Genomic DNA, 24,782 nt, shown 5'->3' on the forward strand with positions numbered 1-24,782 from the left:
TCAGCCGGCGACCAGGGGAAGCCGGATCTCGAACCGGCACCCCGGCCCGTCGTTGACCACCTCGATCCTTCCGTCGTGCGCCTCCACGATCCCCTGCGCGATGGCCAGCCCGAGCCCCGCCCCGCCGTCGGCCGTAGGGGTGCGTGCGGCCTCCCCTCGGAAGGCCACCTCGAACAACCGGGGCAGATCCTCCTCGGGGATCCCCCCACAGCAGTCGGTCACCGACAGGCATGCCATGCCCGTGTCGTCCACGCGGGCCCGCAGCACCACGGTCTGGTCAGACGGCGTGTGCCGGATGGCGTTGACCACCAGGTTGCCCAGGGCCCGCCCCAGCGCCCCCGCATCGGCCTCCACGGGCACGACCGCCGCCGCCTCGGCGGTGAGCACCACGCCCTTCGCGCGGGCCAGCGGCTCGGCCCCTGCCAGGGTGTCGGCGACGAGGTCGGCCAGCCCGATCCTGGCCCGCGACAGCCGCAGGGCGCCCGCATGGATGCGTGACAGCTCGAACAGGTCGTCCACCATCACGGAGAGCCGCTCCACCTCCTGCTTGATCTGCCCGTGGTAGCGCGCGACCGTCTCGGGGTCGGAGACCACGCCGTCCTCCAGCGCCTCGGCCATGGCCCGCATCCCGGCCAGCGGCGTGCGAAGGTCGTGACTCACCCAGGCCACCAGCTCCCGCCGCGCCCCTTCGAGTGCCCGCTCGCGCGCGTGCGCCTCCTCCAGGGTGTTGGCGATCGTCTGGAGCTCGGCGGGCAGCCCCTCGGGTGCCACGAAGGGCGGATGGAGCACGGCGGCCACCAGCCGCCTGCTCTCCCCGACAACCCGCTTGGCCAGCACGAACGCGACCCCGAGCCCCACGAGCCCGCCCACGGTCACCACGCTCAGCACGAAGTCCTTGACCGCCCCCGCGATGATCATCTTCATGATGATCGCCACGACGCCCGCCAGCGTGGCCGCCACGGCGACGACCACGACCACGGCCAGCATCACGCCGATCGACCGGGTGCGCAGCCGCCACATCACCGCCACGCCCGCGAACGCGATCAGCAGCCCGAGCCCGGCGGTCACGGCGACGACCATGGCCAGGTCGCCGACGGCCACCGCCGGCTGCGTCAGAGCGGTCGTCCGAGGCATCAGGGCCCGTCTTCCAGAGGTTCGTACCGGTAGCCGACCCCCCACACCGTCACGATCCTGCGCGGCCTGGTGGGGTCGGGCTCGATCTTCTCGCGCAGCCGCCGCACGTGCACGGTCACGGTGGACGAGTCGCCGAACGACCATCCCCACACCTGGTTGAGCAGCGCGGACCTGCTGAAAGCCTGGCGGGGGTTGCGCATGAGGTGGGCCAGCAGGTCGAACTCCCGCGCGGTCAGCAGCACCTCCCCACCCTCCAGGTGCACCTCGTGGGCGCCCACGTCCACCACCAGGCCCCCGTCGCGGAGCACGCCGGTGCCGCCCGTGACGGAGGCGCCGCGGGCGCGGCGCAGCACCGACTGGACGCGCAGCGCCAGTTCGCGCGGGCTGAACGGCTTGGTCACGTAGTCGTCGGCCCCGGTCTCGAGCCCGGCCACCCGGTCGATCTCCTCGCCGAGCGCGGTCAGCATGATCACGGGTACGGGCCAGCGTTCCCTGAGCTTCCTGCACACCTGAAGCCCGTCGAGCTTCGGCAACATCAGGTCGAGCACCATCAGGTCCGGCGGGTGGGCCAGCGCCCTGCGCAGCGCCTCGACGCCGTCGCCCACGCATTCGACCTCGTGCCCGTCGCGCTCCAGATAGCGGGCAACGACCTCCGAGACGGTCGGATCGTCGTCCACGACCAGGATGCGGGTGTTCACCACTTCACGGTACGGCCCGGCTTCGCGAAGGTGGCAAGGACGTCATTACTTCGTAAGCGTCGCGGATCATGCCACGAGGACGTACGGTGGCCTCATGGGTAGAGTCGTGATGCTCGTTCTCGGGACCCTGCTGGGTCTCTTCGTGTTGTTCAACTTCCTCCTGCCGATGGTGCTGGGGCTGCTCAAGGTCGCCCTGATCATCGGCGTGGTCGCTCTGCTCGTCTTCGTCGTGGTCACGGTGATGGGCAAGTCGTCACGGTCGCACTGAGCCGGTGACGCAGCTCCTGTTCGACCCGTGGCTGGCGGGGATCACCCTGGTGGCGGTCCTGCTGCTGGTCACATGGGCGGCCACGTTGCTGCCCGCCTTCGGCGGCGAGCCACGACGCTTCCCGCTGACCTACGCGCGGCGCACGGCGTTCCAGCGCCTGCGCGACCCGGACGCGGCCGGCCGCCCGCGTCCGCGCGCGCCCTAGGCATGCCCCGCTTCCTGCCAAGCGGGGCTCCTCAGGCACAGGCCGGGTGAGCCCTTCCTCTCTCACGCAGAAACAGGGCTCATGATCGATTCTCTTGTCACGTTCGTCATCACCGTGTCCGGGGGCCATGCCGCGCTCGGCATCGTGCTCTTCACGCTGGCCGTACGCCTTCTGCTGCTGCCGCTCAACGTGCGCCAGGCCCGCACCGCCAAGATCAAGGAGAGGCTGGCGCCCAGGCTGCGCGCGCTGCAGAAGCGCCACCAGCGCAATCCCGAGCGGCTGGCCAAGGAGGTCTCCGCCCTCTACGCCAAGGAGGGCAGCTCGCCGTTCGCCGGAATCATGCCGATGCTGGCGCAGCTGCCGTTCATGTGGCTGATGTACCGGGTGGCCACGCATCCGACCGCGCTGGCCGGGCATGACCTCTTCGGGGCTCCGCTGGGGCAGCAGGTGGCGGGCGTGATCGCTAATTACGGTCTGGTCAGCACCCCGGTTTTGGTCTTCTTCTTGGTCATCGTACTGGTCGCAGCGGTGGCGTGGTTCTCCGCGAGGCAGATCAAGATCACCGAAGAGCAGCCGGAGCTGATGAAGAAGATCATGCCGCTGCTCCCGTACGGCTCCGTGCTCGCCGCGCTCGTGCTGCCGCTGGCGGCCGGGATCTATCTGCTCGTCTCCACGGCGTGGGCCGTGAGCGAGCGGGCCGTGCTCGCTAGCCGGCCTCTCTGAGCGTCGCCACCTGCCCGTTCACCGAGCCGTTGCCGTGCGGCGCGGGCAGGATCGCCCACACCGTCGTCGTCTCGCCCTCGTGCCGGACGCCCCAGCTTTCCGCCACATATTCGACGATGCCGAGCCCCCGGCCCCCGAGCGAGGACAGGGTCGGGCGGCCGGCGCGTGGCTCCGTCGCCGCTCCACCGTCGCTCACCGCCACCTCGATGTGGTCGTCGTTGCGCAGCCAGGCGACCCGCACCATGCCCGAAGGAAGCGGATGCGCGTGCCGCAACGCGTTGCTCAGCAGTTCGCTCACCACGAGCACGGCGTCGTCGATCGCCGCGGAGAAAACCCCGCCGTCCTGCAGGTCAGTGCTCAGACGCTGGCGGGCGACGGCGACGCTGGACGGCGCGTACGGCAGCAGCACCACGCTTGACACACCCACCTCCCCGTTCCCTGTGCCCCCCACGGGAACACTCCCCGGTACGACCGAAATGCCCCGTTAGCCGACCCCAGAAACCGCATCTCGATCACAGCTTGTACACATTGGACGATAGATCAGCGCAACTGTGACCGCCTCGTTACCGCATCGGTGTGTCGGATCCGATAGGGCAGAACCAGCCGCATGCGGGTGCCACCTCCCGGTCTCGGATGGGCGCTCACGTCACCCCCTTGTGCCCTCGCGAGGCTGCGGACGATGTAGAGCCCGAGCCCTACTCCACCAAACCTTCTCCGGTCGCCGCTGTCCACCTGGACGAAGCGCTCAAAGATCCGCTCCCGGTCAGGCGGGGCGATTCCGACGCCCTCATCGTCGACCACCACGACGACGTTGCCGGCCTCGGGCCAGGCCTCCACGGCGATCAACCCGCCCTTGGGCGAGTACTTGAAGGCGTTCTCCAGCAGCTGCCCCAGAACGATGTCCGTGGCCAGCGCGTCGCCCAGCACGTTCGGCAGTTCGTCGGGGAGCCTCACCTCGACCCGGTGCCTGTCCGACAGCACGGGGAGCCCGAGCGTGGCGGCCCGGATCCGCTCGGCCAGGTCGAACTCCTCGATCCGGACCTTGAGCTCGTCCGCCCCCGCCCTGGAGCCCAGCAGCAGGTGGTCCATGAGCTGGCCGAGCGACCTGGACCGCTCGGCGATCGTGTGCACGGCCGAACGGCGCTCGGGGTCGCTCAGCTTGTCCCAGCGCGAGTCCAGCGTGCTGGCGAACCCCCGCACGATCGTGATCGGAGTGCGCAGCTCATGGCTGGTCGTGGCCAGGAACAGGTCCTTGGCCTCCTCGAGCTCCTTGGCCGCGGTCACGTCGCGGAAGTCGATGACCACCTCGCCGGTCTCCTCGATCCGCGCGCTCACCACGTCCAGCCAGCGGCCCGTCTCCAGCTGGAACGTGACCTTCTCCCCCGGCTCGGGCAGCGGGAACGGCGGCGGCCCGCCGATGACGTCGTCGGCCGAGAACGCGGTCAGCGCGGCGGCGGCCGGGTTCCAGCGGACCACGCGGCCCGTCCCGTCGAGCACGGCGATGCCGTCGGCACTGGCGTCGAAGACGGCCCGCTCGTGGGCCCGCTGCCGCACCGCCTCCTGGTAGGCGACCGCGTTGCCCACGGCGATGCCCGCATGCCCGGCGAGCAGCTCCAGCAGTTCCAGTTCGAGATGCCCGGGGACACGCCGGGCGAAGAGCGCGTAGAGGGCTCCGTACGGGCGCCCTCCGACGGCGGCCAGGCCCAGAGTGATCGTGTGCAGGCCGTCCAGCCGCGCCCACACCAGCTCTTCGAGCCCGTTCGTCTCCAGCATGACGGTCTTGCCGGTGCGTAACAGCTTGTCCACCAGGCTCGTACGCAGGTCGGTGGTGGTGCCCCTGATCGCCTCGGGCAACTGGTAGGTGCTGACCAGCCGCAACCGGTCGCCCTCGATCAGCACGAACCCGCCCGCGTCCGCGCCGGTGAGCTCCGTGAGGCTGGCCGAGATCCGGTCGAGCACGGCCGACAGCTCCAGCTCGGAGTTGATGTCGCCGACGACGTCCGTCAGCCGGCGCACGAGGCGTTCCCTGCGCGCCATGCGGTGCCTGGCCAGCTCGTCGGCCCGCGCCGGATGGTGCACGCAGATGTATCCGGCCACGGCGTTGCCCAGGCGCAGCGCGCTGATGTCCACCCGGAGGTCGAGGGGGACGCCGTCCTTGCGCAGGCGTTTGGTGCGCAACGACACGGACTCGCCCGTGCGTACGCGCTCCAGCACGGCGTTGAGCTCGGCGGTCAGCTCGCCCGGCACGATCGGCGCCCGCCGCCCGAGCAGGTCCTCGGCCGGCCACCCGAACAACCGCTCGGCGGCCTCGTTCCAGACCAGCACGCTCTGGTCACGGTCGAGCACCACCACGGCGTTGGGCGAACCGGCGAGCACCGCGCGTGCGATCTCGTCGTCACTACCGGCCCATTCGTCCCCCACACCTCCATAGTGCACGTGGCTTGGTAGGTGCGTCGGGCGATCCGTCCGATACGCTGCGGTCACGGCGATCTCGGCGGGTGTGGAGGGTGAGGGCGAATGGCGAGCGGTGATCTCGATGCCCTGTTGCGGGTGACCTCCAGCACCTACCGCGGCGAGACGCCGCCCGACATCGCGTTCGGCACCTACGACGGCGCCGTGGGCAGGCTGGTGCTGGCCGTGACGGGCAAGGGCATCGCGGCCTGCAGCTTCGAGGCGGAAAACGACGTCTTCGAGCTGGTCAGCCGGCATGTGGGCACGTTCATCGGCAACGACGCGCGGCGGCTCGACCCGGTGCGCAGAGAGCTGGACGCCTATTTCTCCGGCCGGCTGCGCGCGTTCGCCACGCCGGTCGACTGGGCGCTGGCCACCACGTTCGCCCGGTCGGTGCTGCAGAAGACCACGGCGGTCCCCTACGGCACGACCACGACGCTGGAGGAGATCGGCCAGAGCATCGGCAGGCCGCGCGCGCTGCGCGCGATCGGCAACGCGCTGGCCTCCAACCCCGTCTGCGTGATCGTGCCCTGCCACCGGGTGGTGCGCGAGGACGGCGCGCTCGGAGACTACGCGGGTGGCGCGAGCGCCAAGCAGCACCTGCTCAACGTCGAACAGCGCGCCTCCGCAACACGCCGATGAGCGCGGTCACGAGGGCCGCCACCACCGCCGCGCCGAGCGCGCCGTTCATCCACGGTTGCCTGGTGAAGCCGATGGCGTCGCGGGCCGACGCCCAGAACCCGTCCCAAGCCGCGATGGTGGGCGTCGAGGTGGTCAGCCAGTAAGCGGCGAAGCCGAGCGCCCACGGCACCAGCATCGACCAGCGCGAGGGGGCGTCCTCGTCGGTGTTCCAGCGGTTGGAGCGGCCGAACCCGAAATAGTCGACGGCCAGCACCGCGAACATCGGCACGAACACCGCCCCGATCACGCCCAGGAACGCGCCGTACGAGGTGACGTCGACGACCAGGGCGATCACGACCGTGAACACGCCGATGGCGGTCGAGATGACCCGCCGGTCGACGCGCGGCATCAGGTTCTGCAGCGACATGGTGGTGGAGTAGACGTTCGCGAACGACTGGTCGGTCTCGCGCAACACCAGGATGCCGAAGAACAGCGCTCCGAGCGGCGCGGCCACGAACGGGTTGAACACGGCCGTGTTGTCGGCGTTCACGGCGGCGGCGCCGGCGATGGCCACGGCGTAGACGCCGAGCCCGAGGCAGGCCACCTGGGCCACCGTGTAGCCGCCGACGATCCCGGTGAACGCGGCGCGCCCGGAGCGGGAGTGCCGGGCGAAGTCGGCGGCCAGCGGCACCCAGGACACCGACAGCGCGATCACGTAGTCGACGGCCGGAGCGAACCCGGTCCACGACCCGCCGGCGGGGGCGGGCGCCTCGGACAGGAAGTACCAGGTGAACCAGATCATCGACACGATCACGCCGACGGTGACGTACCGCCGCAGCAGGCGGATCGCGCCGAGCGGCCAGATCGTGAGCGCGGTGGTCAGCACGCCCGCCAGAACCACCCACACGGGGTACGCCACCCCGTCGAAGATAGCGGTGGCGGCCTTGGCGATCACCCACAGCTCGAAAGCGCCCCATCCGAGCATCTGCACGATGTTCAGCACCGTGGGCGCGTAGGAGATCCTGGCCCCGAACAGGCCGCGCAGCAGCACCATCGCGGGCTGGCCGGTGCGGGTGCCGGGGATGGCGGACAGGCCCACCATGGCCGTTCCGATCAGGCTGCCGACCACCGTCGCCACCAGCGCGGCGGCCAGGCTCAGCGGCGCGTCGCCCGTCGGGTTGAGCAGGAGCAGCGCCCCTGAGAAGCCGAGGAGGCTGACACCGAGGTTGGCCCAGAGCGCGCCCTGATCGAGCACGCCCAGGGTCTTGGGGGGCTGACCGTCGAGAGTCAGCGGAACTTCGTCGGCGACGTGCGACATCGCACACTCCCTACGCCGGCATTACCCGGACAGGTTCATGCGGTCGGCGACAGCCGTAGTCGCCCTCTCAGCCTGATTGCCTCAAGCTCCCGCGGATTGATTTGTACGTGCGGAGCCGGAATGTCCAAGTTCCGCGGGCCCCATGATGCCTCATCCCTCCGAGTTCGGCCAGCCCGGGGGACATGACCCGGGTGGCCGGCTCCGTGGTGGCGGCTGCGCCCGCCATGGCAGCACCACTCCCAGCGGGCGTAGCTGTACAGAACGACGACGTCATCCGCAACTCGTACAGAGCCGGCCGCCCCAAGGTTCTCGCCCACAGGGTCATGACCGCGACGGTCGGCAGGCCCCTGGCGAAGGCGCCCGAGGGGGGATCCCCTCGGGCGACCCGACCTGATCCGAGCTACGTGGCTTCCTGCCGGAAGTATTGACGCCTTCACCGTGCTTCGCTGTCCGCTCGCCGGTCAAGGGTGTGTCGTGCGTTGCCGAGGTAACTCTGATTCGCCTTCCGCAGGGCCTCGAACCGCCTGGCATGCTGTTCGATCATCTTCGTCTGAATTCGCCATTCCGCTGCGGCGCGAGCGGCGACAAGATCGGTCTTTTGCTTGCAGCGTACGTCAGCGGCGGCCACGGCCCGTTCCGCCGGTGAGACCTTGGGTACGTTGAGGTTCCACCGCCGGTCCTCCACCGCGGCTTGTGGGGTCTGGTAGTCGAAGCCGTTGTCGCGCATGCAATCGCTCCATGCCCGGGTGGCTATGACCACCGCCGGGTCTGCCGCGGATTGGTCGACCGCCGCGTATTCCAGGTCGACAAGCCATGCGGAGTCCCGGTCGCGGACGCCTTTCCAAAGGGCAGAATCCGCCTGGTCCACGCACCCGCCCGGGCCGAGCAGGGCGGACTGCTCGGCCTTGCTCGCACGGCCGGCCCATGCTGCCTCCTCCGCCTGGGCCTGTGCTTCTTGCGGCGTGTCAGGGACGTGGTAACCGTAGCGCCGGGCGGCTTCTGAGTCGGCAAGGCCGTAGCGGCGGGCGTTTTTGCTGAGGAGCGGGTGGGCATCCGCAGCCGACGGTTTCCTCCAGACGAAGCCCTTCTTGGCCATGCATTCCTGTCTGAGCCTGGTCCGTGCGGCGGTGACCGTGGCAAGGTCTTCATCATTGAGCCGGTAGGCGTCGAAGGGCAGCGCGAAGGCCGCCCGGAACGGCGGTGTGCCTGGCTTCTGGGCAGCGCCCGCACAGGCGGCGACGCCGACGCCGACCAGCGTTACGACCGCCCCTGCCAAGAAAGAGGAATTCTTTCCTTGCGCACTCGTTCGTCGTGCCGACGCTCGCTTGATCCCCATACGCAGCGAGATTCAGCAGTTAACAAGTTTCAACGCGCTGGCCCGATTGTCGCCGATCTCATCGTTTTTCAACTTGCCATCCTCAGGCTGACCTACCCCCCGCCCGAATACGCTCATCGCTCCGCCGTATCCGACGTCCTGATAAAGCTGAACCCAGCACCACCCTTTTCTGACTTTGATCGAGCTGGTCTCGTTGTCCATCCCGTCACCACTATCATCGCCGTAATAGTCCAGCCAATTGTACTTCCTGAGGTCAGGCTTGCTTTTCTTGAAGTTGCGCCAGTGATCACCGTCCGCACCCTTATCCTGGTTGAAGTCCTCGTTCTCGTACAAGCAAACCCAACCAGCACTACACTTGCCGAAGGAGTCTGCGGCAGCGGGTGTTCCCCCGGCGAAAAGAACGGCGACCGTCGTGGCCGCCGTGACAGCCAGCGCGACCTTACGCTCCACTCTCATCACAAGTCCTTTCCCTGAGATCTCTTTTGAGGCGAGCCCAGTCTTCAGACCCGTTTCAGCGCCGTAAATAGCCCAGATTCCACGCCTTATGCGCAGACAGTCCACTTCAGGGCCAGACCCCGGCGTAGTGGATATTTGTCCGTTTTCTTGGTCATGTGAGGCAAGGAACGGCGAGGCCGCGGGTGGCGTCGCGGACAGACGGTCACGGTCCGCCACTTTCCTGTCGTGCCGTCCCTGACCTGGCGTTCGACCGGCATCGCCTGCCCGGCGTGCGGAAACGCAGTCCCCCCGTGACCGTGACGACCTTGAGAGTGCGGCGTTCCTCACGTCCACGGCGAGTAGGGATCACGCCGGCAGCGGGCCGAGTCGGCAGCGGCCTCCTCGACGGCTGCGCGGATCGGGGGATGGTGTCCAGCGCCTCGGCCAGAACCGGCAGGTCGGTCGGTGGGCCGGCGAGGGTGACGTGCTCCAAGTGGCGGGTGAGCACGTTGACCGGGATGATGGCACGCGAACGCGGCCCCTGTTCCTGATCGGCTGGCGTAGAAACCCAACGATCACCAGGGGTCGCGTTTGTCATGTGTGCCCGGGGTGCCTCAACCGCCCGGCCTCACAGCACATGCGGCCCATCAGCCGAGAACGCTCCGGCACATGGAGTGCCATGGGTAGCCCTTCTGGTCTGCTCCCGAGCGCCTATGGTGCGCGGCGGCGGGGCGTCCGGCTCAGGCCACGAAGGGTTGCTCCCCGGTCTCGCTGACCAGCGGACGGCCGGCCGCCTCCCACGACTGCATGCCGCCCCCGACGTTGACCGCGTCGCGCCCGAGCTGGTTGAGCCAGGCCGCCACCTGCAGCGACCGGCCGCCCACCCGGCAGACGACGTAGACCGTCCGGTCGCTCGGCACCTCCTCGACCCGGCCCTGGATCTGGGTCATCGGAATGTGCACCGCCTCACGGGCATGGCCCGCCCGCCATTCGTCCTGCTCGCGGACGTCGAGAAGGTAGGCGTCTGCCGGGATGCCGCCCGGCTCGATCTCAGGAACGGTCATGACCCCATCATCTCCCGGCGAGGGAGTGCCGTCGCCTGGAGGAGGAGCGACGCAGGAGCGACGGGGGAAGGCGACGGCACCAGGCGACCGAGCCCGCCTCACGAAGTGAGGCCATGAACACGGGAGGGAGTGCCGTCGCCTGGAGGAGGAGCGACGCAGGAGCGACGGGGAAGGCGACGGCATACGACCGCGCCCGTCTTACGAGGTGGGGCCCTGAACGCGGGCGTCGTACGCGGCGCGGGCGCGGGCGATCTCCTCCTGGTGGGCCTCGGTCCAGGTGACCAGGGACTTGATGGTCTCGTGCAGCGTACGGCCGAGCGGCGTCAGCGCGTAGTCGACCCTGGGCGGGACGACGGGGTGGACCGTGCGGCTGACCAGGCCGTCGCGTTCGAGCTGGCGCAGCGTGACGCTCAGCATGCGCTGGCTGACGCCGTCGATCTCACGGCGGAGCTGGGTGAAACGCAGGCTCTCGCAGTCGAGCAGGGCGATGACGAGGAGCGACCACTTGTCGGCGATGCGATCGAGGATCTGGCGCACCTCGCAGTCCTCACGGGTGTCCCACTGGCGCGCGTCGTAGTCGTCGTCCATGGTGCCTGCGGAGTAACCGAGTGACGCAGAAGTGCCTTCTTCCATGAAGTCTCATGGTGGCCGATGATGTGGACGGTTACCACAAGGAACCAACATAATTCTCCGTAACCGGGGGTTGTCATGCCTGTCCCTGCTCGTACGTGGGGCGTACTGATCGTTCTTTGCGGGGCCATCTTTCTCGAAGGCATCGACGTCGCCATGCTGAACGTCGCCCTCCCCGCCATCCGGGCCGATCTCGGCGTGCCCACGAGCATGCTCAGCGGGGTGGTGAGCGCCTACGTCCTGGGCTACGGCGGTTTCGTGCTGCTCGGCGGCCGGGCCGCCGACCTGCTGGGCCGGCGGCGCATGTTCCTGCTCTGGCTGGGGGTGTTCATGGCCTTCTCCGGGCTCGGCGGAGTGGCGAACGACGGCTGGGTGTTGTTGTTGGCGAGGTTCGTCACCGGAGTGGCCTCCGGCTTCATGACGCCCGCGGGGCTGTCGCTGATCACCACGAGCTTCCCCGAGGGTCGCGACCGCAACCGCGCCCTGATCATCTACGGCAGCACCGGCGCCGCCGGCTTCGCACTCGGCCTGGTGTTCGGCGGGGTGCTCACCACGTTCGGCTGGCGCTGGGTCTTCTTCGCCCCGGTGCTGATGTCGCTGGTGGTCCTGATCGCCGCGAGCCTGCTGATCGAGAGAGCGCCGGCGGAGGAGCGCCCGGCCGGCGGTTTCGACCTGGCGGGCGCGGCGAGCGTGACGGGCACGATGATGTTGCTGGTCTATGGAGTGGTACGCCTTGAGCACCCGTCCGAGGGCCTGCCGCTGACGCTCGCGATCTTCGCCGCGGCCCTGGGACTGCTGGCGGCGTTCGTGACCGTCGAACGCCGCTCACCGCACCCCCTGGTCCGCCTCGGCATCTTCAGGTCGGCGGCGCTGGTCCGCGCCAACGTGATGGCCGTCCTGCTCACGGCCTCCTTCTTCGGCTTCCAGTTCCTGGTCACGCTCTACCTGCAGGAGTTGCGCGGCTGGTCACCCATGCAGACCGGGCTCGCCCTGCTGGCGGCCGCCACCGACGTCGTGATCGCGCCGACGCTCACCCCGTGGCTGGTCAACCGGTACGGCAGCGCCAAGGTCGTCCTCGGCGGCCTGCTGTCGGGCCTGCTGGCCTACGTGCTCTTCCTGGGCGCCGGGCTGGACTGGACCTACGCCGCGATGGTGCCGTCGATGGTGCTGATCGCCCTGATGTTCGCCTTCGCCTACGGCCCGCTCATGATCACCGCCACGGACGGGATCGCGGCCCGCGAGCAAGGGCTGGCCGGAGGGCTGATCAACTCGTCGTTCCAGTTCGGCGCCGCGCTGGGCGTGTCGATGGTCACGGCGGTCAACGTGGCCGCACTCGGCGGCGCGACCACGCAGGAGGCCGGGATGACCGCCTTCCGCACGGCCCTGGCGGTCCCGCTGGCGGCCGCGCTCCTGGCCAGCGCCGTCGCGGCAACGGCCCTGCTCGCCAGGCGGCCCCACAGGACAACCGACGTCCTGGCAGCCGGGCTGCCGGAAGAACCCACAGGACACGGCCAAGCAGGCGCGGGAACCACGGAACACGGTCAAGGAGGCGCTCGTCACGGCGAGCAACCCGTGAGCCTTCACGACCGGCCATGACAGACGGCGGCCGGCGTCGGCGCGTGCGGTGACGCCGGCTGTGCCGTAAAAGATGGATTATTTCAACAGACGGGACAACCTCCGGTCGGCGAGGGGCTTGCCGCCGGTCTGGCAGGTGGGGCAATACTGCAGCGCCGAGTCCGCGAACGACACCTCGCGGATCGTGTCGCCGCAGACGTCGCACGGCTGCCCCGCGCGGTTGTGCACCCGCAGCCCCGACTTCTTCTCCGCCTTGAGGTCCTTCGCGGCCAGCCCGTGCGCCCGCTCGACCGCTTCGCCGAGCGTGGTGACGATGGCCTCGTGCAGGTCGGCGATCTGGGCGTCCGTGAGTGTCGCCGCGATCTTGAACGGGGACATCCTGGCCGCGTGCAGCACTTCGTCGGAATAGGCGTTGCCGATGCCCGCGATGATCTTCTGGTCGCGCAGCAGCCCCTTGATCTGCGTGCGGTTGCCGCCCACGATGCGCTTGAGCGCGGCGACCGTGAAGGACGGGTCGAGGGGGTCGGGGCCGAGTGCGGCGATGCCGGGGACCTCGCCCGGATCGCGCGTGACATAGACGGCGAGCCGCTTCTGTGTGCCCGCCTCCGTCAGCTCGAAGCCGGGCGCAGCCCCCTCGTCGTCGGGCGCGAGCCGGACCCGCAACGCGAGCGGCCCCTTGCCGGGGCGGACGGGCTTGGCGCCCGACAGGTCGTCGCGCCAGCGCAGCCATCCCGCCCTGGCCAGGTGGATGACCAGGTGCAGGCCGTCGCAGTCGAGGTCGAGGAACTTGCCGTGCCTCGCCACGCCGGTGATGCTCAGCCCGCCGAGCGCCGTGGCGGGCGGGTCGAAGGTCTTGAGTGCCTGGAAGCCGACCACGTCGACCCCCACGATCGTGCGGCCCACCGCCCGCTCGCGCAGGAAGTGGGTGAGTGACTCCACTTCGGGAAGTTCCGGCATGTCACCAGGGTACGGTCCGCGCCACGCCGTCCACAGCCTGTGGATGCTACGGCACGCTCCAGAAGGCCAGCTCGTGCGCCATGCCCTCCCTGAACTTCGCCTCCGCCCGCGCCGGGTCCGGGTCGGCCTCGTCGATCATCTGGGCGATGCGTACGGCGAGCGCGGCGAACCCGGGATCGGCGTACGTGTCCACCCAGGCCCGATATCTCGGCTCAGTAGGCGGATTCTCCGCCAATATCTGCCCGAGGGTCGAATATCCCCACATACACGGGTAAAGCGCCGCCAACCCCTCCCCGTACGACGCCGCCGACTCCAGCAGGAACCCCGTGTACGCCGCACACGCCGGCCCTTTCACCGCGCCCTCCAGGTCGGCCCCGAACTCCGCCGACAGCGACCTGTGCAGGTTCAGCTCGTCGTGGTACGTCGCGTGCGCCAGGTCCACCAGGTCGCCCAGATGCGGGTCGGGCGCCTGCCAGGCCAGCCGCGCGAACACCCGCACATAGTCCAGCAGGAACAGGTAGTCCTGCTCCAGCCACGACCTGAACACCGGTTCCGCCAGGTCGCCGCGGCCGATCCCGATCACCGTGGGATGGTCGAGCTGCGCCTGCAGCAAGGGACGGCCGATGGCGTGCAACTTCTCCGAAATGCTCATGGCTGGGAGGTTAGTGTCGGAAGATGACTGTGACGATCGCCGAAGAGTTCCTCCTGCTGTCCTACCGGGACGACAAGGGCACCCCGCTCATCGACTCCACGCGACTCGACTCCGCGCTCGCCGGCGCGCTCCTCGCCGAGCTCGCCGTGGCCGGGCGGCTCGAGTTGTCCGACAAGAAGGTGGCGGTCACGGACCCGAGCCCGCTCGGCGACGCGGAGCTGGACGCCACGCTGACCCGCATCGCCACCGAGGGCAAGGCCAGGAAACCCGCCTGGTGGGTGCAGCGGCTGAAGACGGGCAAGCTGCGCACGCGCCTGCTGACCAAGCTGGCGGAATCGGGCGTGCTGGCCGAGGAGCGCGGCAGGGCCCTCGGCATCTTCCCCGTCACCCGCTGGCCGGAGGCGCACCCCGGTGTCGAGGCCGACGTGCGCGAGCGGGTGTCGGCCGTGCTCGCGGGCGCCACCCCCGACCCCCGCACGGCGGTGCTGATCGCGATCGCGCACGCGGCCAGGCTGGACCGCAAGGTCTTCCCCGACGCGGACAAGCAGCGGATCAAGGAGATCTCCGAGGGCGCGTGGACGGCCGACGCCGTCGCCAAGACCATCGCCGCCATCAACGCGGCCACGATGGCCGCCATCAGCGCCGCGACCGCCGCTGGCGCTGCCGGCAGCGCCAGCGGCGGCTGACGGCGTCAGCGGGCGTCGAGCACGCTCTTCGGCACCGGCTTGTCCTCCTTCAGCGCGTTGAACAGCGCCAGCGCCTTCTGCCGGTCGGACTTGACGGCCACGCCGCCGTTGGGGAGGTTCTCGTTGCCGCCGAACGGCACCACCGTCGTCACCGGGCTGTCGCCCATGGCGAGCCCCAGCGAGAGCAGGTCGAAGGCGCCGGTGCTCGAATCGACCGTCACCGCGTCCGTGGCGCTCATCGCCAGCGGGATCGACGTGAACGGGTTGATGAGCACCCCCGGGCTGGCCGCCTTCTTCACCACCGCCGCGAGGAACTGGCGCTGCCGCTTGGTGCGCTCGTAGTCGGGCAGCGCGCCGCCCTTGCGCGTGCGTACGTAGCCCAGGGCCTGGGCGCCGTCGAGCACCTGCTTGCCCTTCTTCAGCTTGAGCCCCGCCTTGGGGTCGTTCACGGCGGCCGTCACGTTCATCTCGACCCCGCCCACCGCGTCCACGATGTCGACGAACCCGGCGAACCCGATCTCCATGTAGTTGTCGACGCGCAGGTCCGTGACCGTCTCGATGGTGCGGACCAGCAGCTGCGGCCCGCCGTTGTAGGCGGCGTTGAGCTTGTCGCGCTGCTTGCCGTAGATGGTGACGGCCAGGTCGCGCGGCAGGCTGACCAGCGTGGGCGGGTCGTCGGTGTCGGGGATGTGCAACAACATCATCGAGTCCGTACGCTGCCCGACAGCGCGCCCCGTGGCCAGCTTCTTGCGCTGGGCCTTCGACAGCCCTTTGCGGCTGTCGGAGCCGACGAGCAGCCAGTTGGTGCCGGGGCCGTCAGGGGGGCGCTCCTCGTAGTCGGCGAGCACGTCGTCGATGCCGCCCAGCCTCGAGTCGATCCAGAAGAACATGCCGACGGCCGCGACCAGCAGCGCGACCAGGAGCCCCGCGACGATCTTCACGATCGTCCTGCCCGAGAGCCTCTTGCGAGGTTCCCTCGGCTCCTGCCCGCCCCTCGACCTCAACGGCCGGACGGGACCGCCCCCGCCGCCGGAGCGCTGCCTGCCGTACACGCGCCCGCCCGACCGGCGCGGCTCGGAGCCGGGCGGGCCCGGCGGCGGCTCGGGGATCTGGGAGGCGGCAGGAAGCTTGTGGGTGGGCGCGCCCGGCCCGCCCGCCGGGAACCGGTGCGCGGGAGCGCCCCCTGAGCGCGGGACGTCGTTGGGCCGCGGTGGCAGCGGGCGGCCGTCGCCCGGCGAGCGCATGGCCCGCGTACGGTCGTCCTCAGACACTTCGCCTTCTCCCCTTTGCTTCGTACATAGACGCTACGTCCAACCCCCCGGCAGTGAAGGCGTTCGGTCAAGGATTTCCCACGGAAAAGTACACAGAACCAGCCGACCGTAACGGTGGAGCCGGGCCGCCGCCAAACCGGCGACGGGTCCTTGCGCGGGCTCGGGAAACATAGAGGCCATCGGCATCGTTACGGTTAGGGACGACCTCTATCGAAGGGATGATCGTGTCCGCTCCGGACTCGTGGAGTCTTTGCCCGTGCTCAGGCACGGGTTCCCCTGAAGGCTCACTGCGGTGAGCGCTTATCTCGGGCTGCTGTCCCTCATCCTCCTCACGGCGGCGACCGGCTATTTCGTCGCCCAGGAGTTCGCCTTCGTCGCCGCCGACCGCGGCATCCTGCGCGAGCAGGCCTCCGCCGGTGACACCGCCGCCGAGAGGGCCCTCCAGGTGACGTCCCGCCTCTCCTTCATGCTCTCAGGCGCGCAGCTCGGCATCACGGTCACCGCGCTGCTGGTCGGGTTCCTGGCCGAGCCGGCGATCGCCGTGATCGTACGCCCGTGGCTGTCCGACTGGGGGCTTCCCGACGGCATGATGACCGGCGTCTCCGTGGCCATGGGCGTGTTCGTGGCGACCGTGGTGCAGATGGTGCTCGGCGAGCTGGCCCCGAAGAACCTCGGCATCGCCAGGCCGGAGGCGGTGGCCAAGTTCCTGGCCCGCTCGACGCTGGCCTACCTCACGGTGGTGGGCCCGGTGATCCGGTTCTTCGACTCGGCCGCCACCGGGCTGCTCAGGCGGGTCGGCATCGAGCCCGTGGAGGAGGTCGAGCACGGCGTGACGCCCGAGGAGCTCTCGCGCATCATCGCGGAGTCGACCCAGGCGGGCGAGTTGCCTCCCAAGCTGTCGGAGCTGCTCGAACGGGCGCTGGAGTTCGGCGACCGCAGCGCGGAGGAGATCATGGTCCCGCGGCCCCGCGTGGTCGCGCTGCGCGACGGACAGCCCATCTCCGATTTGCTCGACGCCATGCGCGCGTGCGGTCACTCCCGCTACCCGGTCCTCGCCGAGGACGGCGACGTCGTCGGCGTGACGGGCGTGCGCGAGCTGCTCACCTCCGGCCTGGAGGAGGGCTCGATCTCCACGATCACCCGCCCCGCGCTGCTGGTGCCGGCCTCGGTGCCGCTGCCCGCCGTACTGGAGAGAATGCGGGTGGCCAAGGACGACGTCGCCTGCGTCATCGACGAGTACGGCGGCCTGGCAGGCGTGATCACCGTCGAGGACCTTGCGGAAGAGCTGGTCGGCGAGCTCGTCGACGAGAACGACCCGGAGCCGGTCGGCGCCCTCGAACACCCGGGCGGCGTCTGGGAGGTGCCGGGCAGTCTCAGGCTCGACGAGGTCGAGCGGGCCACCGGCGTGGCACTGCCGGAGAGCGACGACTACGACACGCTCGCCGGGCTGGTGCTGGCCAAGCTGGGCAGGATGCCCGAACAGGGTGACACGGTCACCGTCCCGATCAAGCCTGACACCGACCCGTTCACCGAGGACGTCGAGGAGCACCTGGCGGAGCTCACGGTCATGTCACTCAACCGCAGAGTGCCGGAGTGGGTGCGGCTGGCTCCTGCGCGACACGCGGAGGCCGCCCGATGAGCATGATCATTCTGAGCCTGGCGCTGCTGGCCTTCAACGCGCTGTTCGTGGCCGCCGAGTTCGCCTTCGTCTCCTCGCGCCGCCACCGCCTCGAGGAGATGGCCTCGGGCGGCAACCGCCTGGTCAGGCTCACCGCGAAGTCGGCGGTGCGCGGCGGCCGCCAGCTCTCCCTCATGCTGGCCGGCGCCCAGCTCGGCATCACCCTGTGCACGCTGGGCCTGGGTCAGGTGACCGAGCCGGCGATCGAGCACTATCTGGAGCCTGTCTTCGCCATGGCGGGCGTCCCTGAGGGCCTGCGCCTCCCGATCGCCCTGACCCTTTCCCTGGCCCTGGTGACGTTCCTCCACATGGTGATCGGCGAGATGGCCCCCAAGTCCTGGGCGCTGACCCACCCGGAGCGCGCGGCGCTCCTGCTGACCCTGCCGTTCCGCGGCTTCACGTGGCTGATGCGCCCTCTGCTCTCGGCGCTCAACGGCCTGACGAACGTCATACTCCGCCTCTTCGGCGTCAAGCCGAGGGACGAACTGGCGACGACCAGGACGCCGCGCCAGCTCGCCATGCTGGTGGGCGAGTCGGGCCGCATGGGCCTGCTGGACAGGGAGGAGCACGACCTCCTGACCCGAGCCCTGCGCCTGGACGACGAAGGCATCGAACGCCTGATGACCCCCATCGCCCAAGCGGCCAAGGTCGCCCCCACGGCCAGCGCTTCTGAGATCAAGCAGACAGCGGTGGCCACGAACCACCTGCGCCTCCTGGTGGAGAACGAGTCGGCCCTGGAAGGCGCCCTGCACGCCAGGGACGCCCTTCTCAACCCCGGCAAGACGGCACGCGAGCTGGCCAGGGAGGTGCCGAGGCTCCGCAGCACCACCCAGATCCCCGAGGCGGTGACGGCCCTCCAGGAGGCCAGAGCCCACCTCGCCCTGGTCACGGACCAGCAGGACGCGGTCATCGGGATGGTGAGCCTCACGGACCTGGTGGGCGAACTCCTGGACACCAGAACCAAAGCAGCCTGACTGTGAACTAAAACACACACCAACGGTCAAGCGACCAGAAAGCATCTTGCAACCACCAAGGCGTACGGTCCCGAGAGCCCCCATCACCGACAGATTCTCGAAAAGGAAGACCCCGACCCTTGCGATCCGCAACGAGCTTCGCCAATGTGGGTCTGCACAAAAGAACCCAGGAACACCACCGGACACCCACAGAGGGAAGGCCGAACACCACCCACGAGGGGAAAGGTCCGACACCACCACAAAAGGCCCTGGTCGAACACCAGCCACAACGGGGTTGTGACGGGGGCCCGGGGGTCTCCCCCGGGAGCGCCAGCGACCTGCCTGGGGGTCCGGGGGTTATCCCCCGGGAGACACGACGAGGGGACCCCAGGGAGCAACGCCTGAAAGGCTTGCGACCAAGGATCCCCTGTCAACGAGTGGGCGAGGAGGGATTTGAACCCTCACGTCCTTTCGGACACACGGACCTGAACCGTGCGCGTCTGCCGTTCCGCCACCCGCCCTTGTGGGTGCGGAAAGAACAGTAGCACGGAACAGTCACTGGTACTGAACCCGGATACGATCGCATAAGACACGGGAGCGGAGGAGCTGGGCGCGACAGCTGACGAGCGCCAGGGACGCCGTGAAGTGGAACGAGCGGAGACCGGGCGCCACGGGCGCCTGGGGGCCGCGATCATATGCACGGAGGAAGGGAGGTACCCGGTGGGAGTCCTTCAGCGCTTCGAGCGAAGGCTCGAAGGCTTGGTTGAGGGAGCCTTTGCGCGGGCGTTCAAATCTGACCTTCAGCCGGTCGAGGTCGCCAGCGCGGTTCAGCGGGAGATGGATGAGCGTGCGGCGATCGTCGCCCAAGGCCGCACACTCGTGCCCAACGACTTCGTGGTTGAGCTGTCCACGACCGACAGCGAGCGGCTTGAGGTCTACGCCGACAGCATCAGCCACGAACTGGCCAACCTCGCCAGGGAGTACGCCAAGGAGCAGGGCTACTCCTTCGTGGGACCGGTCCGGGTGCGTTTCGAGACGGCCGGCGACCTGGCTGTCGGGCTGTTCCGCATCAGGTCAGGCGTCATCCGCGGCGCCACGGTGGAGCAGGACGAGATTCGCCACCCGGCGAGCGACCTGCCTCCGTCGAGGCCGCACGCGTTCCAGGGGCGGCCCAGGCTGCTCGTCTCCACCCAGGACGACCCGCAGGGCGACCGTTCCTACGAGCTCACCACTCCGGTGACCTTGCTAGGCAGGGGCACCGACTGCGATCTTCGTCTGGTCGATCCGGGCGTTTCGCGTCATCACGCGGAGCTGCGTGTCGAGGGCCAGCTCGTGGCTCTCGTCGATCTCGGGTCGACGAACGGCACTTTTGTCAACGGCCAGCCGGTACGCAGGATCGAGCTCCAGAACGGCACGCGAGTGACGTTGGGGCGCACGACTCTGGTGTTCCGGCGCGATTAGAGGTAGACAGACGGTCCATGTCCGAGCTCACGCTGCTGCTGATCCGGCTCGCCTTCCTGGCGGTGCTGTGGTTTTTCGTCATTGCCGCAGTCGGCGTGATCCGGACTGACTTGTTCGGTTCACGCACGGCTCCCGCGGGCCCACGCAAGGGCGTGAAACCCGCCAAACCCGTGGCCAAGCCCAAGAGCAAGAAGGGTGAGCCACGCCAGCTCGTCGTTACCGGTGGCCCCCTGCAAGGCACCACCATTAACCTCACGGAGACGCCCATCACCATTGGCCGGGCGAACGACGCCACGCTGGTAGTCAGCGACGACTACGCATCCAGCCGGCATGCCCGGCTCTTCCCTCAGGACGGTCAGTGGATCGTGGAAGATCTCGGTTCGACGAACGGCACGTATCTCGACCGCTCGAAAGTCACCCGCCCGACCCCGGTGCCGCTCGGTGTTCCGATCCGCGTCGGCAAGACAGTCATTGAATTGCGCAAATGACCATCGCACTCCGCTACGCCGCCCGCTCGGACGTCGGCCTCCTCCGTGAAGGGAACGAGGACTCGGCGTACGCCAGCGGCCGCCTGCTCGCCGTCGCCGACGGCATGGGCGGGCACGCACACGGCGAGGTGGCGAGCTCAGTCGCCATCGACGCCATGGCCTCTCTGGAAGAGGCTCAACAGGGGGGTGACCTGCTCAACGCCATCGAGGCAGCCGTACGCGACGCCAACCGCAAGCTGCACGAGATGGTGGGGCGGGATCCCAGCCTCAAAGGCATGGGCACGACTCTCACGGCCATGCTCTGGCACGGCACCCAGGTCGCTTTGGTGCACGTCGGCGACTCGCGCGCCTACCTGCTCAGGCGCGGGGAGCTCTACCAGATCACCCATGACCACACCCTGGTCCAGCAGCTCGTCGACGACGGGCGCATCACGCCGGAGGAGGCGGCCACGCACCCGCAGCGGTCGATCCTGCTGCGCGCGCTCGACGGCAGCGGCGAGGTCGATCCCGACCTCACGCTCCGCGAGGCGCAGGTGGGCGACCGCTACCTCCTGTGTTCCGACGGCCTGTCGGGCGTGGTGAGCGCGGAGACGATGCACGCCACGCTCACCAACATCGACGATCCTGAAGAGGTCGTCCGCCAGCTCATCGACCTGGCGAACCGAGGCGGCGGGCCCGACAACATCACGTGTGTGCTGGCCGACGTGCTCGAGATCACCGATGGGCAGCAGGTGCCGGCCGACGCCGCCGTGGTGGGCGCCGCGGGCATGAACCGCCTGCGGGGCGCCGCGCAGGAGGCGGAACCGCCGGGGCGAGCCAGCGCGGTGACCGCACCCCAGCCGGTGATCGCGGACGACGGTGACTTCGACGAGCCGGTCGCGCAGGCGACCCGCCGGTCGGGCCGCCGTCGTCTGTGGCCCGTGCTGGTCACCGTGCTCGGCATCGGAACGCTCGCCGTCGGTGTCGGCGGTTACTTTGGATACCAGTGGACCCAGGACCAGTTCTTCGTCGGTGCGAGGGGCGACGAGGTGGTCGTGTTCCAGGGGATCAAGGTCGAGGTGGGCCCCTTCCAGCTCTTCGAGGTCTCGCGGCCCACTGGCCGGCAGCTCTCCCAGCTGTCGGAGGCGGATCAGGAGCTCATCAAGAGCACCTTCCCCGTCACCACCGTCGACGAAGGCATCACGAGGATCAACGCGTTGAAGTTCTCCGAGGACCAGCAGAGCGAAACGTCCCCGTCAGCCACCACGTCGCCCACGCCGACCGCGAGCGCGACCAAGACGAAACAGCAGCAGTAGATGAGCGAAGTCGCCGCCGAACCGGTCCCGATGCCGGCCAAGCGCCGCGGGGCTCAGCTGGTCATGCTCGCTCTCGCGGTGCTGATCGTCATGGGCGCGTACGCCAACGTGGGCCTGGCGGTCGACGGCCAGATCCCGGCCGGCATGCTGACGTACGGGCTGGGCCTGGGGGCTCTGATGCTGGCCGCCTACGCGGTGCTGGCGAAGTTCGCGCCGTGGGCCGACCCGCTGATCCTGCCGCTGGTGACGGTGATCAACGGCCTGGGCCTGGCGATGATCTACCGGCTGGAGTCCGCCGGCATGGGCGGCGCGTCCTCGACCAGCCAGATCATGTGGACGGGCCTCGGCGTCGTGATGTTCTCGGCCACCCTGATCGTGCTGCGTGACCACCGCATGTTGCAGCGCCTCACCTACACCGCGGGCGCGGTCGGCCTGGTGCTGCTCGCCATCCCGGCGGTGCTGCCAGGCTCGCTGAGCGAGGTGCAGGGCGCCAAGATCTGGATCCGCATCGGCGGTTTCTCCATCCAGCCGGGCGAGTTCGCCAAGCTGGCGCTGGTCGTCTTCTTCGCCGGCTATCTGGTGGCCAAGCGTGACGTGCTGGCCCTGGCCGGCCGGCGACTGCTCTTCATCGACCTGCCGAGGGCGAGAGACCTCGGTCCCGTCCTCGCCACCTGGGTGCTCAGCCTGCTCGTCCTGGTCTTCGAGAAGGACCTGGGCACGTCGCTGCTGCTGTTCGGCACGTTCGTCGCGATGCTCTACATCGCCACCCAGCGCACGTCGTGGGTCCTGATCGGCATCCTGCTCTTCGTCGGCGGCGCCTTCCTCGCCGGGCAGGTCTTCGACCATGTCGGCGCGCGTTTCGACTCGTGGCTCGACCCGGCCAACCCGATCTACTACGGCAACGACGCCGTCTGCCAGACGGATCCGCCGAGCGACGCGATGTGCGGCAAGAGCTACCAGATCATGCAGAGCCTGTTCGGGTTCGGCGCGGGCGGCATCCTCGGCACCGGCCTGGGGCAGGGCCATCCCGAGCTGATCCCGCTGTCGTTCTCCGACTTCATCTTCGCCGCGACGGGTGAGGAGCTGGGCCTGACCGGGCTGATGGCGCTGCTCATGCTCTACGCCCTGGTGGTGCAGCGGGGCCTGCGCACCTCGCTGGCGGCCCGTGACCCGTTCTCCAAGCTGCTCGCGGGCGGCCTGTCGTTCATCCTCGCCTGGCAGGTGTTCATCATCGTGGGCGGCGTGACCAACCTGATTCCCCTGACCGGCCTGGTGACGCCGTTCATGTCGCAGGGTGGCTCGGCGCTGCTGGCTAACTGGATCCTTATCGCGCTATTGGTACGCATGTCTGATGCGGCGCGTAAGCCTCCTCCTCAGGCGATCCAGAACGAAGGGATGACGCAGGTGTTCCAGCGATGAACAGCACGCTCAAGCGCACGGCCGTGGCCTGCCTGGCCATGTTCGCGCTTCTGATGATCAATGTGAACTACCTGCAGGCCGTGAGGGCAGAAGGCCTGAGCACCGATGCCCGTAACACCCGTAACTACTACGACCGTTACGCCATCGAGCGCGGCCGCATCACCGCCGGCGGCAAGGTGATCGCGCAGTCCGTCGAGACCGACAGCACGCGGTTCAGGTTCGTCAGGAAATACCCCGAGGGCGAGCTCTACGCGCACGTCACCGGCTTCTTCTCGCCGGAGAGCGCGAGCGCCATCGAGGGCACCCAGAACAAGCTGCTCGACGGCTCCAGCGCCGACCTGTTGCTGAGGCGGAGCATCGACCTGTTCACCGGCGAGCCGACCAAGGGCGCCAACGTCGAGGTCACGATCGACCCCAAGGTGCAGAAGGCCGCCTACGACGCGCTGCGCCAGAGCGGCAAGCGCGGCGCCGTCGTCGCGCTCGAGCCGAAGACGGGCGCGATCCTCGCGATGGTGTCGCTGCCGACCTACGACCCCGCCGAGCTGTCGCTGACCGACAAGAGCAAGGTTTTCCCGCGCTACGACGAGCTGGCCAAGCAGAAGAACCAGCCGCTGCTCAACCGCACCATCGACCGCACCTACCCGCCCGGCTCGACGTTCAAGGTCGTGACCATGGCGGCCTACCTCGAGGACGACACCTCACGGGGGCCGCAGACCACCGTGGAGGCGCCGCAGCGGCTCCCGCTGCCCAACACGAACATCAGCCTGCCCAACTACGGCGGCGCCGCCTGCGGCAGCGGCCAGGTCACGCTGGTCTTCGCGCTGGAGAGGTCGTGCAACACGCCGTTCGGCAAGATGGGCATCGACCTGGGCTACGACAAGGTGCAGGAGCAGTCGGTCAAGTTCGGCATGGGCGAGCAGCTCGCGATCCCGATGCCCGTGGCCCAGAGCGACTTCGGCCCCCGTGAGGACGAAGCGGCCGTCGCGATGGCCTCCATCGGGCAGCGCAGCAACCAGATGACGCCGCTGCAGATGGCCATGATCTCCGCGGGCATCGCCAACGAGGGCACGGTGATGAAGCCGTACCTCGTGAAGAAGGTCACCGACGCCCAGGGCGACTCGATCGAAGAGGCCGAGCAGGAAGAGCTGAGCGAGGCGGTCAGCACCGAGACGGCGGCCAAGCTGCGCGACATGATGGTGAGCGTCGTCAGCAACGGCACCGCCAACCGGGCGCAGGTGCCGGGCGTCCAAGTAGCGGGCAAGACGGGCACCGCGGAGACGTCCGACAACCAGCCTCCGCACGCCTGGTTCATCTCCTTCGCGCCGGCCGAGGATCCCAAGGTGGCCCTGGCGGTCATCGTCGAGTCCGGTGCGGCCAACGTCGGCGCGGAGGCCACGGGCGGCGGCACCGCCGCGCCGATCGGCAAGGCCGTGATGGAGGCGGTGCTGAACAAGTGAGAGACGG

Annotated in this window: 25 protein-coding genes, 1 tRNA gene and 1 riboswitch; of the genes, 13 read left to right on the forward strand and 13 right to left on the reverse strand. The window is 69.1% G+C overall.

Annotated elements, in window-relative coordinates:
• Complete coding sequence (locus tag ACZ6SA_RS40530) at positions 1 to 1,134, reverse strand: sensor histidine kinase (protein ID WP_347645947.1); 1,134 nt, start codon at positions 1,132 to 1,134, stop codon at positions 1 to 3.
• A complete protein-coding gene (locus tag ACZ6SA_RS40535; RefSeq protein WP_347645946.1) occupies positions 1,134 to 1,832 on the reverse strand; it encodes a response regulator transcription factor in 699 nt (232 codons plus the stop codon). Before ACZ6SA_RS40535 ends, ACZ6SA_RS40530 begins: the two co-directional genes overlap by 1 nt.
• Positions 1,833 to 1,926: 94 nt before the next feature.
• Between ACZ6SA_RS40535 and ACZ6SA_RS40540 the strand changes: the two genes are divergently transcribed.
• The 3 genes from ACZ6SA_RS40540 (at position 1,927) to ACZ6SA_RS40550 (ending at position 3,028) form a co-directional block, all read left to right on the forward strand.
• A complete protein-coding gene (locus ACZ6SA_RS40540; RefSeq protein ID WP_161714338.1) occupies positions 1,927 to 2,100 on the forward strand; it encodes a hypothetical protein in 174 nt (57 codons plus the stop codon).
• A gap of 4 nt (positions 2,101 to 2,104) precedes the next feature.
• Positions 2,105 to 2,305 (forward strand): DUF6412 domain-containing protein, encoded by a 201-nt coding sequence (locus tag ACZ6SA_RS40545; RefSeq protein WP_132505839.1) that lies wholly within the window; start codon positions 2,105 to 2,107, stop codon positions 2,303 to 2,305.
• 81 nt (positions 2,306 to 2,386) lie between these two features.
• The gene (locus tag ACZ6SA_RS40550) at positions 2,387 to 3,028 is read left to right on the forward strand and encodes a YidC/Oxa1 family membrane protein insertase (protein WP_465834266.1); all 642 of its coding nucleotides are present in this window, start codon (positions 2,387 to 2,389) and stop codon (positions 3,026 to 3,028) included.
• On the opposite strand, the gene ACZ6SA_RS40555 is transcribed toward ACZ6SA_RS40550, so the two are convergent.
• Both ACZ6SA_RS40555 and ACZ6SA_RS40560 read right to left on the reverse strand, forming a co-directional pair.
• Positions 3,012 to 3,455 carry an ATP-binding protein gene (locus ACZ6SA_RS40555; RefSeq protein WP_443154406.1) on the reverse strand — a complete coding sequence of 148 codons (444 nt, stop codon included), beginning with the start codon at positions 3,453 to 3,455 and terminating at the stop codon, positions 3,012 to 3,014. The genes ACZ6SA_RS40550 and ACZ6SA_RS40555 overlap by 17 nt on opposite strands.
• Before the next feature lie 113 nt (positions 3,456 to 3,568).
• Complete coding sequence (locus ACZ6SA_RS40560; RefSeq protein ID WP_465834269.1) at positions 3,569 to 5,449, reverse strand: sensor histidine kinase; 1,881 nt, start codon at positions 5,447 to 5,449, stop codon at positions 3,569 to 3,571.
• Positions 5,450 to 5,545: 96 nt separating this feature from the next.
• Between ACZ6SA_RS40560 and ACZ6SA_RS40565 the strand changes: the two genes are divergently transcribed.
• On the forward strand, positions 5,546 to 6,121 hold the full coding sequence (locus ACZ6SA_RS40565; protein WP_347645942.1) for a methylated-DNA--[protein]-cysteine S-methyltransferase: 576 nt from the start codon (positions 5,546 to 5,548) through the stop codon (positions 6,119 to 6,121).
• Here ACZ6SA_RS40565 and ACZ6SA_RS40570 read toward each other — a convergent pair.
• From ACZ6SA_RS40570 to ACZ6SA_RS40590, 5 genes are all read right to left on the reverse strand, one after another.
• Positions 6,084 to 7,418, reverse strand: coding sequence for a purine-cytosine permease family protein (locus ACZ6SA_RS40570; protein WP_465834271.1), 1,335 nt, complete (start codon positions 7,416 to 7,418; stop codon positions 6,084 to 6,086). The genes ACZ6SA_RS40565 and ACZ6SA_RS40570 overlap by 38 nt on opposite strands.
• Positions 7,409 to 7,521: riboswitch (TPP riboswitch) on the reverse strand. It overlaps the preceding gene by 10 nt.
• A gap of 330 nt (positions 7,522 to 7,851) precedes the next feature.
• Positions 7,852 to 8,694, reverse strand: coding sequence for a hypothetical protein (locus ACZ6SA_RS40575; RefSeq protein ID WP_465834273.1), 843 nt, complete (start codon positions 8,692 to 8,694; stop codon positions 7,852 to 7,854).
• A gap of 72 nt (positions 8,695 to 8,766) precedes the next feature.
• On the reverse strand, positions 8,767 to 9,210 hold the full coding sequence (locus tag ACZ6SA_RS40580; RefSeq protein ID WP_465834275.1) for a peptidase inhibitor family I36 protein: 444 nt from the start codon (positions 9,208 to 9,210) through the stop codon (positions 8,767 to 8,769).
• 719 nt (positions 9,211 to 9,929) lie between these two features.
• Positions 9,930 to 10,253 carry a rhodanese-like domain-containing protein gene (locus tag ACZ6SA_RS40585; protein ID WP_347645938.1) on the reverse strand — a complete coding sequence of 108 codons (324 nt, stop codon included), beginning with the start codon at positions 10,251 to 10,253 and terminating at the stop codon, positions 9,930 to 9,932.
• A gap of 198 nt (positions 10,254 to 10,451) precedes the next feature.
• Complete coding sequence (locus ACZ6SA_RS40590; protein WP_347645937.1) at positions 10,452 to 10,886, reverse strand: winged helix-turn-helix transcriptional regulator; 435 nt, start codon at positions 10,884 to 10,886, stop codon at positions 10,452 to 10,454.
• A 75-nt stretch (positions 10,887 to 10,961) separates the two neighbouring features.
• Between ACZ6SA_RS40590 and ACZ6SA_RS40595 the strand changes: the two genes are divergently transcribed.
• A complete protein-coding gene (locus ACZ6SA_RS40595) occupies positions 10,962 to 12,479 on the forward strand; it encodes an MFS transporter (RefSeq protein WP_465834278.1) in 1,518 nt (505 codons plus the stop codon).
• A gap of 57 nt (positions 12,480 to 12,536) precedes the next feature.
• Here ACZ6SA_RS40595 and ACZ6SA_RS40600 read toward each other — a convergent pair whose 3' ends face one another.
• Positions 12,537 to 13,415, reverse strand: coding sequence for an Fpg/Nei family DNA glycosylase (locus ACZ6SA_RS40600; RefSeq protein ID WP_347645935.1), 879 nt, complete (start codon positions 13,413 to 13,415; stop codon positions 12,537 to 12,539).
• Positions 13,416 to 13,461: 46 nt separating this feature from the next.
• Complete coding sequence (locus tag ACZ6SA_RS40605; RefSeq protein WP_347645934.1) at positions 13,462 to 14,067, reverse strand: TenA family protein; 606 nt, start codon at positions 14,065 to 14,067, stop codon at positions 13,462 to 13,464.
• A 23-nt stretch (positions 14,068 to 14,090) separates the two neighbouring features.
• On the opposite strand from ACZ6SA_RS40605, the gene ACZ6SA_RS40610 reads away from it, so the two are divergent.
• Positions 14,091 to 14,753 (forward strand): GOLPH3/VPS74 family protein, encoded by a 663-nt coding sequence (locus ACZ6SA_RS40610; protein ID WP_347645933.1) that lies wholly within the window; start codon positions 14,091 to 14,093, stop codon positions 14,751 to 14,753.
• Between the two features lie 5 nt (positions 14,754 to 14,758).
• On the opposite strand, the gene ACZ6SA_RS40615 is transcribed toward ACZ6SA_RS40610, so the two are convergent.
• Entirely contained in the window at positions 14,759 to 16,024 is a 1,266-nt protein-coding gene (locus tag ACZ6SA_RS40615; RefSeq protein WP_347645932.1) for an LCP family protein, read from the reverse strand.
• A 292-nt stretch (positions 16,025 to 16,316) separates the two neighbouring features.
• Between ACZ6SA_RS40615 and ACZ6SA_RS40620 the strand changes: the two genes are divergently transcribed.
• Both ACZ6SA_RS40620 and ACZ6SA_RS40625 read left to right on the forward strand, forming a co-directional pair.
• The gene (locus ACZ6SA_RS40620) at positions 16,317 to 17,663 is read left to right on the forward strand and encodes a hemolysin family protein (protein ID WP_347645931.1); all 1,347 of its coding nucleotides are present in this window, start codon (positions 16,317 to 16,319) and stop codon (positions 17,661 to 17,663) included.
• Entirely contained in the window at positions 17,660 to 18,676 is a 1,017-nt protein-coding gene (locus ACZ6SA_RS40625; RefSeq protein ID WP_347645930.1) for a hemolysin family protein, read from the forward strand. The genes ACZ6SA_RS40620 and ACZ6SA_RS40625 overlap by 4 nt, the downstream gene beginning before the upstream one ends.
• Positions 18,677 to 19,093: 417 nt before the next feature.
• Here the strand turns inward: ACZ6SA_RS40625 and ACZ6SA_RS40630 are convergent.
• A tRNA-Leu gene (locus tag ACZ6SA_RS40630) sits at positions 19,094 to 19,176 on the reverse strand.
• A 199-nt stretch (positions 19,177 to 19,375) separates the two neighbouring features.
• On the opposite strand from ACZ6SA_RS40630, the gene ACZ6SA_RS40635 reads away from it, so the two are divergent.
• Genes ACZ6SA_RS40635 through ACZ6SA_RS40655 form a run of 5 tightly spaced genes read left to right on the forward strand, consistent with a single transcriptional unit; the run spans position 19,376 to position 24,775 of the window.
• Positions 19,376 to 20,116, forward strand: coding sequence for an FhaA domain-containing protein (locus tag ACZ6SA_RS40635; protein WP_132630681.1), 741 nt, complete (start codon positions 19,376 to 19,378; stop codon positions 20,114 to 20,116).
• 17 nt (positions 20,117 to 20,133) lie between these two features.
• The gene (locus ACZ6SA_RS40640; RefSeq protein ID WP_132590700.1) at positions 20,134 to 20,604 is read left to right on the forward strand and encodes an FHA domain-containing protein FhaB/FipA; all 471 of its coding nucleotides are present in this window, start codon (positions 20,134 to 20,136) and stop codon (positions 20,602 to 20,604) included.
• Positions 20,601 to 21,899: a Stp1/IreP family PP2C-type Ser/Thr phosphatase gene (locus tag ACZ6SA_RS40645; protein WP_465834283.1), complete on the forward strand. Its 1,299-nt coding sequence runs from the start codon at positions 20,601 to 20,603 to the stop codon at positions 21,897 to 21,899. Before ACZ6SA_RS40640 ends, ACZ6SA_RS40645 begins: the two co-directional genes overlap by 4 nt.
• Positions 21,900 to 23,318 (forward strand): FtsW/RodA/SpoVE family cell cycle protein, encoded by a 1,419-nt coding sequence (locus tag ACZ6SA_RS40650; protein WP_347645928.1) that lies wholly within the window; start codon positions 21,900 to 21,902, stop codon positions 23,316 to 23,318.
• Positions 23,315 to 24,775: a peptidoglycan D,D-transpeptidase FtsI family protein gene (locus ACZ6SA_RS40655; RefSeq protein ID WP_347645927.1), complete on the forward strand. Its 1,461-nt coding sequence runs from the start codon at positions 23,315 to 23,317 to the stop codon at positions 24,773 to 24,775. The genes ACZ6SA_RS40650 and ACZ6SA_RS40655 overlap by 4 nt, the downstream gene beginning before the upstream one ends.
• Positions 24,776 to 24,782 lie beyond the last annotated feature (7 nt).

It is taken from the genome of Nonomuraea sp. NPDC049378 (assembly GCF_055586745.1).